This is a genomic window from Achromobacter sp. NPDC008082, from assembly GCF_042957345.1.
In the GTDB taxonomy this organism is placed as follows: Bacteria; Pseudomonadota; Gammaproteobacteria; order Burkholderiales; family Burkholderiaceae_B; genus Achromobacter; species Achromobacter kerstersii_A.
In genome coordinates, this window is the sequence record NZ_JBIBIB010000001.1 from 193,684 (window position 1) to 209,998 (window position 16,315).

A 16,315-nucleotide genomic window follows, 5' to 3' on the forward strand; every position below is an offset into this window, starting at 1 on the left:
AGGAGTTCGAACATGGTGACATTGATACTCGTCTGGATTCTGAACGCGGTGGCCTTGCTGGCCGTTGCCTACCTCTTGCCCGGCATTGCCGTGGCCAGTTTCGGTTCGGCGCTGATCGCCGCACTGGTGCTGGGTCTGGTGAACATGCTGGTCAAACCGGTGCTTGTGCTGCTGACCTTGCCCATCACGATCGTCACCCTTGGGCTCTTCCTCATTGTCATCAACGCCTTGTTGTTCTGGTTCGTCGGCTCCGTGCTGAAGGGCTTCCAGGTCAACGGGTTCTGGTGGGCCGTGGGCGGTGCCATTCTGTACAGCATCATCTCTGGTCTGCTTACCAAACTGATTCCCTAATGTCTGACTCGACTTCCCCCGCTTTCAGTCTGGAATTCTTTCCCCCGCGCGACCTGGCCGGCCAAGAGCGGCTGGTCCGCGCGGCCAAGCAGATGCTGGCCATCCAGCCCAAGTACGTCAGCGTGACGTTCGGTGCGGGGGGTTCCACGCGCGCCGGCACGGCAGACGCCGTGCGCACGCTGGGCAACCTGGGCTGCGATGCGGCGCCTCACTTGTCGTGCGTGGGCGCCACGCGCCAGGAACTGCGGGACATTCTCCAGGCCTACAAGAACGAAGGCGTGCGGCGCGTGGTGGCGCTGCGTGGCGACCTGCCTTCGGGCATGGGCGGTGATGCGGGCGAACTGCGCTACGCCAATGAGCTGGTCTCGTTCATCCGCGAGGAAACGGGCGACTGGTTCCACATCGAAGTCGCGGCCTATCCCGAAATGCATCCGCAAGCCGCGAACCCGTCGGCCGACCTGGACCATTTCGTGGCCAAGGTGAAGGCGGGCGCCGATGCAGCCATCACGCAGTATTTCTTCAACGCCGACGCCTACTTCGACTTCGTCGACCGGGCCCAGGCCAAGGGCGTGCGCGTGCCGATCGTGCCGGGCATCATGCCCATCACGAACCACACGCAGCTGCTGCGTTTTTCGGAAATGTGCGGCGCGGAAGTGCCGCGCTGGATTCGCCTGCGGCTGGCGGAGTTTGGCGATGACAAGGCGTCCATTCGCGCGTTTGGCGTGGATGTCGTGACCGAGCTGTGCCAGACGCTGCTGGACAACGGCGCGCCGGGCCTGCATTTCTACACCTTGAACCACGCGGAAGCGCCGCTTGCGGTGTGGAAGGAACTGGCGAAGTAATCGCTGATTGCGCGGCTTGCCGTGACGATAGAAAGGCCGGCATCGAAAAATGCCGGCCTTTTTTTTGCCTTGTGCTGGCATAGGCGCTGCTACAGGCGCTGCCACGCGTGCGGCGACAGGCGCTGCCACAGGCGCCTACACGCGTACTGTCACAGGCGCCGGCATGGGCGCTGTCACCTGCGCGTTACGCCTCAGTCCGCGTACACGCCCGCCTTGCGGATCACGCCGCCCCACTTGTCCACTTCGGACTGCAACCACGTCTGCAAGCCTTCTGGCGTCTGCTTGGATTCCGGCACGATCTCGGCGCCCAGTTCCGCCATCTTCTGCGTGAACGCGGGGTCTTTCAGCGCCGTGCGCAACGCCGCATTGAACTTGGCGATCGCCTCTGGCGGCGTGCCCTTGGGCGCGTAAACGCCGTGCCACACCTTGACCTCAAAGCCCTTCAACCCGCCTTCCTGCAAGGTCGGCGCATCGGGCAGCGCCTTGATGCGGTCCAGCGTAGTGACGCCAAACAGTTTCACGCGATCGCCCTTGATCTGCGGAATGGTCTGCGTGGTCTGGTCGCACAACACATCGACTTGCCCGCCCAGCAGCGCCGTCATCGCCGGCGCGGTGCCGGCATACGGCACGGTAGTGAACTGCACGCCCAGCGACTCTTGCAGCAACATGCCGCACAGTTGCGACACCGCGCCCAGCCCGGCGTTGGCCAGGTTGATCTTGTTGCCATTTTCCTTGGCGTACTTGACGAAGCCCGCCATGCCATCGGCCGGCAAGTCCTTGCGGCCCAGTAGCGTCATCGGCACGTCCGCCACCTGGCCGACGTAAGCAAAGTCCGTCAGTGGGTTGAACGACAGCTTGCGGTACAGCGCAGGCGCCGTCGCCATGCCGTTGTGATGAATCAGAAAGGTGTAGCCATCCGGCGCCGAACGCGCCACATGCTGCGAGGCCAGCGTGCCGCCCGCGCCCGTGCGGTTTTCGATGATGACGCTTTGCCCCAGCGTCTTGGCCATGGACGCACCCAGGCTGCGCGCGACCACATCCGTCGGCCCGCCCGCCGCAAAAGGCACGACGAGCGAAATGGGATGGTTGGGATAAGCGCCTTGCGCACTGGCGGAACCCCATGCCAGGCAGGACAAGGCCAACATGGGCCAGGCAGCACGCGTAGCCGCGCGCGCAAAAAATGAGGGCATGTCTCGCTCCTTGTGGTTGTTCTGGTGCCGCGCCAACAGCATGCGGGCGGGTACCAGTGTGGCCCGAGGGCCCAAGGATGAGAATTCGCCGTTTCACAAGCCGGGTTTCGGCAAGGGGAAAGGGGGGTTTACGCGGTGTTCGGTGAACGGGTGCGTTAGATAGGCGTCGCGCGGGTGAGTCCGCTGCAAGGTAGCGCCACGGCTTGCACGCGGTCGTGAAAGTACCGATGAAATATCTCCCAATCTTCATACTGATTTGCTGCGACCCGATAAGCGCTTAGCCTGCCGATCAGACCGCATATCCAGTCGGCGCACTGAAGTGTCTGGAAGAGATAGCTCTCGCCCTGTATGGGAGGTTCGATCAGCATTCTGCATTTGTCGGCCGCGGCTTCAAACATGGCGAGCGTGCACGCTTCGACGTGCATTTCGCGCCAGGAGTTTCCCGCCTGCTGTTCATCTAGCAGCAGCATGAATGTGGCTTGTCGAGCCGAGCAGAACTGATCGGCCTGCCGGATGAGCCGCAACAGATGGTGTTGAAACACCTGTGCCGGCCGGTGAGCCGCCGCGTCAGCCATTTTGTGTTCCCCGCTATAGATGACGTGCCCGCCCAGCCGGGCTATCTGGTTAAGCAGTCGCGCAGTTGCGGTACGAAGCTCTCGATACTTTTGCACGTTGCGCACGGTATAGAGTTGCGCGCCCTTTTTTTCCCATCGATAGGCCGGGCTGTGCTGTTGCTCGATTTCCAGCTTCAAGAGACGGCACTTCAGTTGGTAAAAGTAGATAGCGAAGTCGCGTACTGCCTGGACGGGCAAGACGAATCCCCCGAATCCGAAGACGGGACTGGTCTTGTGTGTTTCATGATGGCGAGAGACAAAGGGGCCGATATGGCCGAACTCGTCCAGATACACGACGTAATGCATGACGACATCCTTTGCGCACCTTGTGCGGGCCTTTGATGCGAGGCAGTGTAGGACGCCACAGTGGGCTGTTCTTCGGACCGTGCTCGAAAATGTCACGCGTCACATCGCGTTGGAAAGCCACTGCCGTCACGCAAGAACACGAAAGCCCGCAGCAGTGAATTGCGGCGGGCTTCGGAGGGTGGGCATGCGACTGGCGCATGCGTTGAAGGAACTTTAGGCCAAGCGAGCGCGGTTTCGCAATGGGTTTTGCCTGGATTTGGCTGTAACGGCGATCAGATCAGCATCTATCAGACTGAATTACCCACGTCGTTGGAAAGACCGGCTAACTCGCCTGATCCTTCCCCGGATCTTCCGCCAGCACTTGCGGGGTGGTGTAGTTCGGCTGGGGCGCGTTGACCGGTTCGATGCGCAGCGGCTGATGCACGCGCGACAGCGGGACCAGCGAGCCGGGGTCGTCGGGGTTGGTCCACAGCGGGTCGGGGATTTCGGCGAAGACCTGGCGCAGGCGTTCGCCCCAGGTGCCGCGGATCATGCGGAAGTATTCGTTGTTCTCGTCGATGCTGGCGAAGTGCGTGACGCGCAGCGCGTCGGTGTCGTAGACCAGCAGGTCCAGCGGCAGGCCCACCGAAATGTTCGAGCGCAGCGTGGAGTCCATCGAGATCAGGGCGCACTTGGCGGCTTCGTCCAGCGACGTGTCGGGGCGCAGCACGCGGTCAAGGATGGGCTTGCCGTACTTGGCTTCGCCGATCTGGAAGTACGGGCATTCCTGGCCGGCTTCGATGAAGTTGCCCGCGGAATACACCTGGAACAGCCGGCAGCGTTCGCCGCCAATCTGTCCCCCGAAAATGATGCTGACGTTGAAGTCCACGCCTTGTTCGTGCAGGGCGGGGGCTTCGCGTTGGTAGACCTCGCGCACGGCGGCGCCGACGCAGCGGGTGGCTTCGAAGAGGTCGGCGGCGTTCCAGATGGTGTCGCCGCCATCGTCGTGCTGGCGGGCCAGGGCGTGCAGCACAGCCTGGCTGACGGCCAGGTTGCCCGATGTCATCAGGACCATGACGCGGTCGCCCGGGCGCTCGAAGACGGTCATTTTTCGGAAGACGCTGATCTGGTCGACGCCGGCGTTCGTGCGGGAGTCAGAGAGGAAAACCAGGCCGGCGTCGAGGCGGGCGGCAACACAATAGGTCATGATTGAAAATTCGGAAAAACCACGCCGCATTGTATTGCGGCGCGGGCGCGGGCGCCGGCAGCCGCGTGCGCAGCGGCGTGGGTAAGGCGTTTATTGCTGGCCGGACTGTTGGCCGGACGTCTGCACCTGCACGCTGATCTCCATGGATTCTTCGCCGCCGCCGCTGCGCACGCCACGTATCGGGGACGCCGAGTCGTAGTCGCGCGCCACGGCCAGCCGGCAATGGCTGTCAGAGGCGAATTGGCGGTTGGTGATGTCGACGCTGGTCCAGCCGATGTCGGCCAGCCAGACGTCGGCCCAGGCGTGGCTGGCCGAGTGTTCGGTGGTGGTGTGGACGTAGCCGCTGACGTAGCGGGCCGGCACGCCCAGGCCGCGCACGCAGGCCAGGAACAGATGGGCATGGTCTTGGCAGACGCCGTGGCCCATCGCCAGCACCTGGTTCGCAGCAGTGGTGACGTCGGTGGTGCCGGGCTCGTAGGCCACCCGGTCGCTGATGGCGTTGGCCAGCGCCAGGATGTCGTCCGGCGTGGTCAGGCCGTTGGGCAACACGTTTCGCACGAAGGCCATGATGGTGTCGTCGGCCTGGGTCAGCGGCGTCTGCACGCAATAGGCGTGCACCGGCAGGCGGCTGTCTTCGCTGCCCAGTACCCCGCGCGTAAGCGGCGCCACCTGCACCTGGCCCGTCACGCGCAGTTCGATGTCGGTATGCGGATGGTTCAGGGTCAGCGTGTGCGTGATGTTGCCGTACGCATCCACCTGCTTTTCCAGCGCGCCAGGCGCTTCGATGTTCCAGCGCAGCACGCGCTGGTGTTCGTCGTCGCGCGGCGTCAGGCGCAGGGTCTGGATGCTGTAGGTGACCGGCGCGGTGTAGCGGTAATGCGTGACGTGCGTGATGAACTGTTTCATTGCTGTCTCCGTGTTATGCCGACAGCGGGACCAGGAAGTCCTGGCTGATCCGGTTGCCCAGGTCGTTGATGCGGTCCAGGAAGTGGTCCAGGTACTGATGCAAACCACTGTCCAGGATGTCTTCGACGCGGCCGTATTGCAGCTCGGCGCACAGCATGCCGGCGCGGCGTTGCGTTTCGGTCGAACGCTGGTTGGACACGCGCGCCAGGTCTTCGGCCACCGCACGCATCGAGGCCAGCAGCGAACGCGGCATGTCGCCGTGCAGGATCAAGAGTTCAGCGACGCGGTCGGGCGTGATGACGTCGCGGTACACCTTGCGGTAGATCTCCAGCCCCGACACAGAACTCAGCAGCGCCGACCAGCGGTAAAACTCGCTTTGCAGCGCGGCGGTGCCCGTGGCTTCGGCGCGCGCTTCGTGCGACCCGTTGCTGCCGCGTTCATGAAATTTCACGTCCAGCATGCGCGCGGTGTTGTCCGCACGCTCAAGGTGCATGCCGATGCGCAGGAAGTACAGCGCTTCGTCTTCAAGCATCGTGCCGATGGTGACGCCACGCGCCAGATGCGAACGGAACTTCACCCATTCGAAGAACTCGCCCGGGTTGCGTTCAAGCAGGCCGGTGTGCAGGTGCTTCAGCAGTTCCAGCCACGTGGTGTTGTAGGTCTCCCAGACTTCGGTGGTCAGGCTGCCGCGCACGGCGCGCGCGTTCTCGCGGGCGGCGCGCATGCAGGAATAGATGGACGACGGGTTCTCCGGGTCGCGCACCATGTATTGCAGGACATCGTTGGGCGAGATGGACGCGTACTTGCTTTGGTACAGGCCCTGAAGCTCGGAGATGCGCAGCACACCCAGCCACGAGCCTTCGCGCGTTTGCGGGTCTTGCGGCAATAGCGACATCTGCAGGTTCACGTCCAGCATGCGCGCGGTGTTCTCGGCGCGCTCGGTGTAGCGGCACATCCAGAACAGGTTGTCGGCGGTTCGGCTCAGCATGTTCAGTCCTCCAGAACCCAGGTGTCTTTGGTGCCGCCGCCCTGGCTGCTGTTGACGACCAGCGAGCCTTCGGTCAGCGCCACGCGGCACAGCCCGCCTGGCACGGTGCGGATGTCTTTGCCGCACAGCACGTAGGGGCGCAGATCCACATGGCGAGGCGCCACGCCGGATTCCACATAGGTGGGGATGGTGGACAGCGCCAGCGTGGGCTGCGCGATGTAGTTGGCCGGGTTGGCGCGCACGCGTTCCTTGAACGCATCGACTTCGGCGCGCGTGGACGAGGGGCCCACCAGCATGCCGTAGCCGCCCGCGCCGTGCACTTCCTTCACGACCAGGTCCTGCATGTTGGCCAGCACGTGGGACAGTTCGTCGGGCCGGCCGCAGCGCCAGGTCGGCACGTTCGACAGAATGGGTTCTTCGCTGAGATAAAACCGGATCATGTCCGGCACGTACAGATAGGTGGACTTGTCGTCGGCGATGCCGGTGCCGATGGCGTTGGCCAGCGTGACGCGGCCGGCGCGGTACACCGACAAAAGTCCCGGCACGCCCAGCGCGGAGTCGGCGCGAAAGGACAGCGGGTCAAGAAAGTCGTCGTCCAGCCGGCGGTAGATGACGTCCACCTTGCGCGGGCCTTGCGTGGTGCGCATGTAGACGGTGTTCTGTTCCACGAACAGATCCTGCCCTTCAACCAGCTCCACACCCATCTGCTGCGCCAGGAACGCATGTTCGAAGTAGGCCGAGTTATACATGCCCGGCGTCAGCACGACGACGGTGGGGTCATCGCCGCCGTGCGGGGCGACTTCACGCAGGTTGTCCAGCAGCAGATCGGGGTAGTGCGCCACCGGCTCGACCTTGATGCGGCTGAACGCATCGGGCATCAGCCGCATCGACATCTTGCGGTTCTCAAGCATGTAGGACACGCCGGACGGCACGCGCAGATTGTCTTCCAGCACGTAGAACTCGCCCGCGCCCGCACGCACGATGTCGACCCCGGCGATGTGGCAGTAGATGTCTTCCGCCACGTCCACGTCCTGCATTTCGGGGCGGTACTGGGCGTTCAGGAACACCTGTTCGGCCGGCACGATGCCGGCGCGCACGATGTCGTGGCCGTGATAGATGTCGTGGATGAACATGTTCAGCGCGCGCACGCGCTGCTTCAAGCCAGCTTCCAGATGCCGCCATTCGTCGGCGGGTATGACCCGGGGAATCAGGTCGAAGGGAATCAGGCGTTCGGTGCCGGCGGCGTCGCCCGCTACCGAAAAAGTAATGCCGACGCGGCGAAAACTCAGGTCTGCTTCCAGCCGCCGCACGGCCATGGCCTCGGCCGATTGCTCTTGATGCCAGCGCTCGAAGGCCTGGTACTGGGAGCGTATGCCGCCTGCGCTGTCGCGCATTTCGTCAAAAGCGGCTGGACGGGATGGTCTGTCCTTCATGGCTCCTCCGATGCTAGTGCTGGCGGCCGGCTTGCAGGCGGCGGCCTTGCACACGGTCATAACCCGGCCGATGTGTGGCCGGTCCCAAACAATAAGCAACCCGCATGCCAGCTTTCAGGGCAGGCGGCGGCCCTGGGCACAATATCCTCTGACGCGCGCAAAAACGCCATCCCCGCAGTGGCCGAGAGGCTCGGCACGCCCGCGGGAGAAACGCTGAAAATCTTGTTGCACCACATTGGTGCAAACCGCCGGGGCGGTTTCGGTGCGTCAGTTCATGCGGTACGTATGCAGCGTGGTGCCGCCGCCCGCCGCGCCTTGCTCAAGCGGGGCGTGCGGCACCCAGCCGTCCTGGGTCAGCACGGCGTCCAGCGGGAAATCGTGCGGGGCGGGTTCGTAGTCGGCGTCCAATTCGCCGCAGCTCCAGGCGATGCCGATGGTGATGAACGGGTGGCCGCGTTCGCGCAGAGCGGCCAGCGTGCGGTCGTAGTAACCGCCGCCATAGCCCAGGCGGTCGCCTTGCTCGGTATAGCCCAGCGTGGGCACCAGGATCACGTCGGGCAGCACATCGTCGCCCGCGGCGGGTTCCTGGATACCGTAGGGGCCGGCGCGCAGTTCGGCTTCAGGCGTCCAGGGCAGGAAGGCCAGCGGGGCGTTGCGCGTGCGCACCACCGGCAGCGCCACGGTCACGCCGTTTTCCACCCATTGCGACAGCAGCGGTCGCAGGTCGGGCTCATCCGCCATGGGCCAGAAGGCCGCGACGGTGGCCGGCGCGGGGCGGCCGGCGCGCACCGCTTCGTCACGCGCCACATTCAGCCACGTAAAGAGCCGCGCGCGCATCAGCAATCCGCCACGGCTGCGCTGGTCTTCGGGCAGTTCGGCACGCAGTTTCCGCAATCGCGTGCGGTGCTGGACTGCGGTATCCTCTGGAGTATTTTGCGTAGTCATGCAGTGGCTGTGATGGGGGATGGACAATGAAGGCAAACGTGCTGGAATCAGGCATGCGTGAAGTGAGCATGCTGGCGGCCAGGGCCGGTGCGTGCAAGGCCGGTGTATGTCGGCAAATGAGGGACACGGCATGACACAGACGCTGCAATCGCGACGGTATCAGAAAACCGCCCGGAAATCCCCGCACCCCACGTTCACCTCGGACTCCCGCGCCGGCTTGCGCCGCTGGCTGCCGCTGCTGGCGTTGTTCACCGCCGCCTGTGCGCCGGTCGACGCGCAACAACGCAGCGCCGCCGTCAATACCCAGCCCCAACCCCAAGCCGCGTCCCAGGCGGCCCAGCCCGTGATTTCGGTGCCGCCCGCCGTGCTGGCCGGCCTGCCCCCCACCGCCGACACGCCCGCGCTGGCCGCCGTGGTCGCCGCGCGCGAAGCCATGAACCGCAAGCAGTGGTCGGTGCTGGGCGCGCTGGTGCCCCAGGCTAAATCCGACACGCTCGGCATGTACCCCGAATACTGGCTGCTGCGCTATCAGCTGTGGACGCCGCCCGCCACGGGCCGGCCCACCGCCGACCTGCAACGCTTCATCAGCAGCAATGGCGACGCCTACCTGGCTGACCGCTTGCGTGGCGACTGGCTGCTGGCCGCCGCCCGCAGCGGCGACTTCGAAACGGTGCGCAAGCTGGCGCCCGTGAAGAACAGCAACGCCCAGATCGAATGCGCCATCCTTGACGCCAAGCACATGACCGGCCAGCGCGCCACGGCCGCGCAGGCCCAGGCGGTGTTTGCCCCTGGCGGTGCGTGCTGGGCGCTGTATGACCAGCTGGTCGCCGACAACATTCTGGGCTGGGATCAGCTGGAACCGCAGTTGCGTGACGCCATCGAGGCCGACAAGACCACAGACGCCCGCAAGCTCGTGCAATACATGTTCGAGGCGCGCGATCTGAAGACGTACGACGCCATGATGAAAGACCCCATGAAGTGGTTGACGCGGCAAGACCGCATGCCCGTGGGCCGCAACGAAAAAGAACTGGTGAACATCGCGCTGGCCCGCCTGGCGCGGTCGGATGTCAGCGTGGCGGATTCGTATCTGCGCCGCGAATGGGCCAAGTCCATGTCCAAGCCGAATCTGGCCTGGGTGCGTGGCCAGTACGCGCTGATGGCCGCGTTAAAGCTGGATAGCCGCGCCGACGACTGGTACCGCGAGGCCGGCCACATCCGCATGACGGAATACAACGCGGGCTGGAAGGTGCGCGCCGCGCTGCGCCAACCGAAGATCGACTGGAAGTGGGTCATCGAGTCCATTGACGAGATGCCCGCCTCGCAGCGCGACGATACGTCGTGGGTGTACTGGAAGGCGCGCGGGCTGGCCGCGACCGGCCGCAAAGACCAAGCCAACGCGCTGTACGCCAGCATCGCCGACCGTTTCGATTTCTACGGCCAGTTGTCGGCCGAAGAATTGGGCCGACGCATCAATGTGCCGCCGCGCCCTGCGCCCGTCAGCGACCGCGAAATCACCGAAGCCCGCGCCAACCCGGGCCTGCAACGCGCCGTGCAATTGTTCCGCCTGGGCTGGCGCGCCGAAGCCGTGCCGGAATGGAACTACACGCTGCGCGGCATGAGCGACCGCCAACTGATGGCCGCCGCCGAATTGGCGCGCGCCGAAAACATCTTCGACCGCGTGGTCAACACGTCAGACCGCACCGAAAAGGAATTCGACTTCAGCCAGCGCTTCATCGCGCCGTTTGAAGGCCGCGTCACTGCCAAGGCCAACGCCATCGCGCTGGACCCGGCGTGGGTTTACGGCCTGATCCGCCAAGAGTCGCGCTTCATCATGGATGCGCGCTCCCACGTGGGCGCCTCCGGCCTGATGCAGCTGATGCCGGCCACCGCCAAGTGGGTGGCGGGCAAAATCGGCATGACCGATTTCACGCCCGCCAGCGTGAACGATTTCGACACCAACACCGAGCTCGGCACCAACTATCTGAACATGGTGCTGCGTGATTTGAACGGCTCGCAAATGCTGGCCAGCGCGGGCTATAACGCCGGGCCGCGCCGCCCGCACAACTGGCGTTCGACGTTCACGCATCCCGTTGAAGGCGCGATCTTCGCCGAGACCATCCCGTTTAACGAAACGCGCACCTACGTGAAAAACGTGATGTCCAACGCCGTCTACTACGCGGCGATGTTCAGCGGGCAGTCGCAGTCCTTGAAAGAACGGCTCGGCAACATCGTGCCGCTGGGCGCTGAAAGCACGTCGATTCCATGACGCCAGATCCGGCTATCGACGGCTTGCAGGTGTATATCGTGGGCGGGGCGGTGCGTGATGCCCTGCTGGGCCTGCGCCCCGGCGATCACGACTGGGTCGTGGTGGGCGCAACCCCCGAAGACATGGCGCGCCGGGGGTTCATTCCGGTGGGCGGTGACTTCCCCGTTTTCCTGCACCCGCGCACCAAAGAGGAATACGCGCTGGCGCGCACCGAACGCAAGTCCGGCCGCGGCTACAAGGGGTTTACGTTCTACACCGGCAGCGATGTCACGCTGGAAGAAGACTTGCGCCGCCGCGACCTGACCGTCAACGCCATCGCCCAGACGTTAGACGGCAAGCTCGTCGACCCCTTGGGCGGCGCGGCGGATGTGCGCGCGCGCGTCTTCCGGCATGTGGGCGACGCGTTCCAGGAAGACCCGGTGCGCATCTTGCGGCTGGGGCGTTTCGCCGCGCGCTTTGACGACTTCACCATCGCGCCGGAAACGATGGCGCTGTGCCGCCACATGGTGCAGGCCGGCGAGGCCGATGCGCTGGTGGCCGAACGGGTCTGGAAGGAACTGTCGCGCGGGCTGATGGCGAAAAAGCCGTCGCGCATGTTGGGTGTGTTGCAGGATTCCGGCGCGCTGGCCCGCGTGATGCCCGAACTGCAAGGCGTGGAAGAAGCCGGCGCCGATGTAGACCGTGCGGCGCAATCGGGTTTGTCGATGGCGGGGCGTTACGCCTTGCTGTGCCGGCTGACGCCCGAACGCGAGGCGCTGGGGCGGCGCATGCGCGTGCCGACCGAATGCAATGATTACGCGCGATTGCTGCCCGAGGTCTTGGCAGGCTTGAACGCCGCCGGGCAAGGCGGCCCCGATGCGCAGCTGGCGCTGATGGAACGCGCCGACGCCTTGCGCAAGCCGGAACGCTTTTTCGATTTGTTGAAAACGGCCGCCATCTTGCAGCCCGTGGATACCGGCGCGTGGCAATCACGCGTGCAGGCCGTGCGGGGCGTGGATGCAGGGGCCATCGCGAAGGCTTGCGCAGGCGACCCGGCCCGCATCAAGGACAGCGTGCGTAAGGCGCGGCTGGAACGCTTGCAGGCGGGCTGAAGCTTCTAGGAACGGGGGGACGGCGCGGCCAACACGCCGCGCCATCCGCCTGGCGTCCTTACAGCTTGCCCAGGCGGTCGCCGCGCGCAAAGCCGGCCAGCGGTTCCGTCATGCCCCGGCCCACGGCCAGCACCTTGAACAGTTCGCCCATCTCGGCTTCGGACAGCAGTTTCTGCACCGGGGCCACGGCTTGCGCGTACTGCTGGGCGTCCGACGGGTCCAGCTGCGCCAGCAGATCCATCAGCCCCGCATTCATCAGAAAGCGCGCTTGCGACGTATAGGCCAGCACCTGCAAGCCGGCCTCCAGCGCCGCGTCCGCCATGGCCGTGAAATCCACGTGCGCGGTGATGTCCTGCAAGCCGGGGGCGGTGAAGGGGTCGCCATGCGCGTGATGGCGCAGATGGCACATCAGCGTGCCGCCCGCGCGCTGCGGATGGTAGTACTCGCTGCGCGGAAAACCGTAGTCGATCAGCAAGGCCGCGCCGCGTTCCAGCCAGGCGCCCATCGCGGCCATCCACGCTTCGCCTTGCAGATTGATTTCCGACACATAGCCCGGCAGCGCCGGCATGCGCGCGGCCACGGCGGCGGCAAGCGCGGGCGCGGCAGGGCGGTCAGCCCACACGAAATGCTGATCGGCATCCAGCGACACGCCGCGCTCCAGCACGGCGCCGTCTTCGCCCCAGCAAAACAGCGACACGGGCATCGCGTCCAGCACTTCATTGGCCAGGACGCAACCGGCAAAGGAGTTGGGCAGTGCGTCCAGCCATTGCACGCGGCTGCCGAACGGCGCCAGCCGCTCGGCCTGACGCGCGCGCAAGTCGGCGGAAACTTCCAGGATGAAGTACTGCGATTGCGCCAGCCCCAGCGCATCCAGTTCGCGCAGCACGCCTTCGGCCAAGGCGCCCGTGCCGGCGCCAAACTCCAGCACGGCTTGCGTTTGTGTCTGGCCCAGCACCTGCGCCACCTGGCGCGCGAGGGTGCGCGCAAACAGCGGGGTCAATTGCGGGGCGGTGACGAAATCGCCAGCGGGCGTTTTGGCGCCGTCATCCATATCGGCCAGCTTCACGTTGCCGGCGGCGTAATAGCCCAGCCCGGGCGCGTACAGCGCTTCGGCCATCCAGTGATCAAACGGCAGCCAGCCGCCATTGGCGATGATCGCGGCGCGCAGGTGCGCGGCGGTGGCGTCGCTATGTTGCTGGGCGGCGGGAGACAACGGGGGCAGGTTGGCGGGCGCGGGGCGTTGCATGGTCGAAGAAGGCGTGTTCATGGGCGCATTTTCCCAAAAAAACAAACCCCGCGACGGGCGCGGGGTTTGTAAGGGGATCAAGCGGGCAGATTAGCCGCGGCGATCAGCCGGCTTGGCGAAGCGCTTGGCGGGGCCGCCGGGGCGCTTGTCGAACGAGGGCTTGGCGCCACGGAAACCGCCTTCCGGACGGTCACCGCCGCGGAAGCCGCCTTCGCGCTGGGGACGGTCGCCGAAGCTGGGGCGGTCGCCGAAGCTCGGACGGGCGTCACGGTCACCACCGCGGAAACCGCCTTCGCGGGGAGCACGCTCGCTGAACGGGCGGGCATCGCGCTGGGGACGATCACCAAAGCTGGGACGGTCGCCGCCGAAGCTGGGACGCGCATCGCGGTCACCGCCACGGAAGCCGCCTTCACGCTGGGGACGGTCGCCGAAGGGACGATTGCCCTGGTAGCCGCCTTCGCGCTGGGGACGATCACCGAAGCTGGGACGATCGCTGAACGAACGGGCCGGGCGGTCGCCGAAAGGACGATTGCCTTGGTAGCCGCCTTCACGCGGGGCGCCGTCGCGGTTGCCTTGGTAACCACCTTCACGCGGCTTGAACTCGCCACGGGGAGCGCCGCCTTCACGCGGGCCGCCAAAGGAACGGCCTTCGCGGTTGCCTTGGTAACCGCCTTCATGACGCGAACCGCCGAAACCACCGGGGCGCTTGCCAAACGGCTTGCCGCCACGCGGCGCGCCGCTGCCACCGGCCGACGGACGGGGCGTGCGCTTGGGTTCCAGACCGGCGATGGTTTCCGGCGTAATCGTTTGGCCGATGTAGTGCTCAATACGGCGAACCTTATGGCGCTCGGAGTGCGTAGCCAGCGTGAACGCCAGACCGCTGCGGCCGGCGCGGCCGGTACGGCCGATACGGTGCACGTAGTCTTCAGCTTGCATCGGCAGGTCGAAGTTCACCGCGTGGCTGATGCCTTGCACGTCGATGCCGCGGGCGGCAACGTCGGTGGCAACCAGAATACGCAGCTGGCCGCGTTGCAGTTGCGACAGCGTACGGGTGCGCTGGCGCTGGTTCATGTCGCCGTGCAGGGCGGCGGCGGCAAAGCCTTGGTCAGCCAGGCGGTCGGCCAGGTCATCGGCGCCACGCTTGGTGGACGTGAAGACAATGGCTTGATCCAGCTTGGCGTCACGCAGCACGTGATCCAGCAATTGCATCTTGTGGCCAGCGTCGTCTGCGTACAGCAGGCTTTGCGTGATGTTGGTGTGCTTTTCCTTCGCGCCAGCCATTTCGATACGCTGCGGGTCGCGCATCATCTTCGACGCCAGCTTGGCGATCGTGCCGTCCAGCGTGGCCGAGAACAGCAGCGTTTGGCGATCTTCCGGCAGGCGGCTGACGATGGTTTCGATGTCTTCAATGAAGCCCATATCCAGCATGCGGTCGGCTTCGTCGAGCACCAGCGTGTGCACGGTGTTCAGCTTGACGCGGCCCGATTGCAGGTGATCGATCAGGCGGCCGGGGGTGGCGACCAGCACGTCAACGCGGCGCGACAGCGCCTTCAGTTGCGCGCCGTAGGGCATGCCGCCGACGACAGTGGCGGTGCGCAGGTCAGCCAGCTTGCGGCCATAGGTGGCGGTGGCTTCGGTGACTTGCAGAGCCAGTTCGCGAGTCGGGGTCAGCACCAGCACTTGCACGCCGACGCCCTTGTTGGCGGGCATCTGGGCAATACGGTGCAGGGCCGGCAGCATGAAGGCGGCGGTCTTGCCGCTGCCCGTTTGCGAGGACACCATCAGGTCGTGACCAGCCAGCGCTTGCGGAATGGCAGCAGCTTGAACAGCGGTGGGGGTATTGAAGCCAGCTTCTTGAACGGCCGACAACAGAGCGGGTGCAAGACCCAGGTTTTCGAAAGACATTACTTTCCCTTGCCGCAATCAATGCGACGCAGTGCTTGGTCGGGCCAGGGGATTAGGCGGCCGGATCCAGGCGACGGTTGATGGAGCATCGTGCCGACCGAATCAACCGTGCGCGTGGCGCGTTCTCTTGTACAGACTGGAACGCAGGGCGAAAGGAAAGGAGGTCAGGAATCGATGATAGTTCGGCATGGGGCCGGGGCTAGACTGCCCGGCAGACTGCAAAAAATTCCGCTAAATCAAGGCGGTAAATGCCGAACTCGTTTTGTGCAGTGCGGCGATCATAACCCGAATTCGCCCTGCAAGGGAATTATTTTTTTGTCCAGTCCCCAATCAATAGGGTTTTTCCCTTGGTTTACCAGCCACTGGTTTGTGGCCAGGAAGTGGCCGCAGCCCAGAAACGGAACGGGCGGCCTGCGGGCGGATAGCGGGGAAGGATGGTTGGACATCAGCACCAGATGGCCGCTGTTGTCGGGCAGCAACAGGCGCTTGGCCTGCGCATGCGCGCCCCACAGCATGAAGACCTTGGGCGAGGGGTCGCGGGCCACCAGCGCAATCAATGCATCCGTCACCGTTTCCCAGCCGCGTTTGGCGTGCGAGGCGGGCTGGCCGTCTTCCACGGTAAGCGCGGTGTTCAACAGCAGCACGCCTTGATCGGCCCAGGGGCTCAGGTCATTGCCTGCCGGCACCGGCGTGCCCGGGAACTCTGCGGCGATTTCATTGAAGATGTTGCGCAGGCTGGGCGGGCGTTTGCAGTCGTCCGGAACCGAGAACGCCATGCCTTGGGCCTGGCCCGGGCCGTGGTACGGATCTTGGCCAAGAATCACCACGCGCACGTCCGACGGCGCCATGCCGTGCAGCGCGCGAAACGGCGTAGCGGGATACACGACAGCGCCTTCGGCAAGCCGCTTTTCCACATGCGCGGTGGCGGCGGCCAAGGCGTCGGCCACGGCGCGCGGCGCGAAAGCGGCCGCCCAGGCGGCGGGAAGTTGCGCCGTCTGGGCGGCGAGGGTGTTGGGTAGCAGGCGGTTATCGAGCGGCATGGGCGC

Annotated in this window: 14 protein-coding genes; 4 read left to right on the forward strand and 10 right to left on the reverse strand. The window is 65.2% G+C overall.

Features of this window, described 5'->3' with window-relative positions; genetic code table 11:
* The first annotated feature begins 15 nt into the window (after window positions 1-15).
* Complete coding sequence (locus ACFZAI_RS00920; RefSeq protein ID WP_006224804.1) at window positions 16-351, forward strand: phage holin family protein; 336 nt, start codon at window positions 16-18, stop codon at window positions 349-351.
* Window positions 351-1,193, forward strand: coding sequence for a methylenetetrahydrofolate reductase [NAD(P)H] (gene metF, locus ACFZAI_RS00925; RefSeq protein ID WP_391565164.1), 843 nt, complete (start codon window positions 351-353; stop codon window positions 1,191-1,193). Before ACFZAI_RS00920 ends, metF begins: the two co-directional genes overlap by 1 nt.
* 191 nt (window positions 1,194-1,384) lie before the next feature.
* On the opposite strand, the gene ACFZAI_RS00930 is transcribed toward metF, so the two are convergent.
* The 7 genes from ACFZAI_RS00930 to ACFZAI_RS00960 all read right to left on the reverse strand — a co-directional run bounded on the left by ACFZAI_RS00930 (window position 1,385) and on the right by ACFZAI_RS00960 (window position 8,761).
* The gene (locus ACFZAI_RS00930) at window positions 1,385-2,383 is read right to left on the reverse strand and encodes a tripartite tricarboxylate transporter substrate-binding protein (protein ID WP_391565165.1); all 999 of its coding nucleotides are present in this window, start codon (window positions 2,381-2,383) and stop codon (window positions 1,385-1,387) included.
* Window positions 2,384-2,538: 155 nt separating this feature from the next.
* Entirely contained in the window at window positions 2,539-3,303 is a 765-nt protein-coding gene (locus ACFZAI_RS00935; RefSeq protein ID WP_391565166.1) for a DUF3800 domain-containing protein, read from the reverse strand.
* Window positions 3,304-3,625: 322 nt separating this feature from the next.
* Complete coding sequence (locus ACFZAI_RS00940) at window positions 3,626-4,489, reverse strand: peptidase (protein ID WP_391565167.1); 864 nt, start codon at window positions 4,487-4,489, stop codon at window positions 3,626-3,628.
* 90 nt (window positions 4,490-4,579) lie between these two features.
* Window positions 4,580-5,395: a transglutaminase domain-containing protein gene (locus tag ACFZAI_RS00945; RefSeq protein WP_391565168.1), complete on the reverse strand. Its 816-nt coding sequence runs from the start codon at window positions 5,393-5,395 to the stop codon at window positions 4,580-4,582.
* Between the two features lie 13 nt (window positions 5,396-5,408).
* Window positions 5,409-6,383: an alpha-E domain-containing protein gene (locus tag ACFZAI_RS00950; protein ID WP_391565169.1), complete on the reverse strand. Its 975-nt coding sequence runs from the start codon at window positions 6,381-6,383 to the stop codon at window positions 5,409-5,411.
* A gap of 2 nt (window positions 6,384-6,385) precedes the next feature.
* Window positions 6,386-7,816: a circularly permuted type 2 ATP-grasp protein gene (locus ACFZAI_RS00955; protein ID WP_391565170.1), complete on the reverse strand. Its 1,431-nt coding sequence runs from the start codon at window positions 7,814-7,816 to the stop codon at window positions 6,386-6,388.
* A gap of 267 nt (window positions 7,817-8,083) precedes the next feature.
* Window positions 8,084-8,761: a 5-formyltetrahydrofolate cyclo-ligase gene (locus tag ACFZAI_RS00960; protein WP_391565171.1), complete on the reverse strand. Its 678-nt coding sequence runs from the start codon at window positions 8,759-8,761 to the stop codon at window positions 8,084-8,086.
* 130 nt (window positions 8,762-8,891) lie between these two features.
* Between ACFZAI_RS00960 and ACFZAI_RS00965 the strand changes: the two genes are divergently transcribed.
* Window positions 8,892-11,027: a transglycosylase SLT domain-containing protein gene (locus tag ACFZAI_RS00965; RefSeq protein ID WP_391565172.1), complete on the forward strand. Its 2,136-nt coding sequence runs from the start codon at window positions 8,892-8,894 to the stop codon at window positions 11,025-11,027.
* A complete protein-coding gene (locus ACFZAI_RS00970; RefSeq protein ID WP_391565173.1) occupies window positions 11,024-12,118 on the forward strand; it encodes a CCA tRNA nucleotidyltransferase in 1,095 nt (364 codons plus the stop codon). Before ACFZAI_RS00965 ends, ACFZAI_RS00970 begins: the two co-directional genes overlap by 4 nt.
* 58 nt (window positions 12,119-12,176) lie before the next feature.
* Here the strand turns inward: ACFZAI_RS00970 and ACFZAI_RS00975 are convergent, their stop codons facing one another.
* From ACFZAI_RS00975 to ACFZAI_RS00985, 3 genes are all read right to left on the reverse strand, one after another.
* Entirely contained in the window at window positions 12,177-13,364 is a 1,188-nt protein-coding gene (locus ACFZAI_RS00975) for a class I SAM-dependent methyltransferase (protein ID WP_391566241.1), read from the reverse strand.
* Window positions 13,365-13,454: 90 nt separating this feature from the next.
* Complete coding sequence (locus tag ACFZAI_RS00980; protein ID WP_391565174.1) at window positions 13,455-15,269, reverse strand: DEAD/DEAH box helicase; 1,815 nt, start codon at window positions 15,267-15,269, stop codon at window positions 13,455-13,457.
* A 278-nt stretch (window positions 15,270-15,547) separates the two neighbouring features.
* Window positions 15,548-16,309, reverse strand: a complete 762-nt coding sequence (locus ACFZAI_RS00985; RefSeq protein ID WP_391565175.1) for a uracil-DNA glycosylase — start codon at window positions 16,307-16,309, stop codon at window positions 15,548-15,550.
* Window positions 16,310-16,315: the final 6 nt, after the last annotated feature.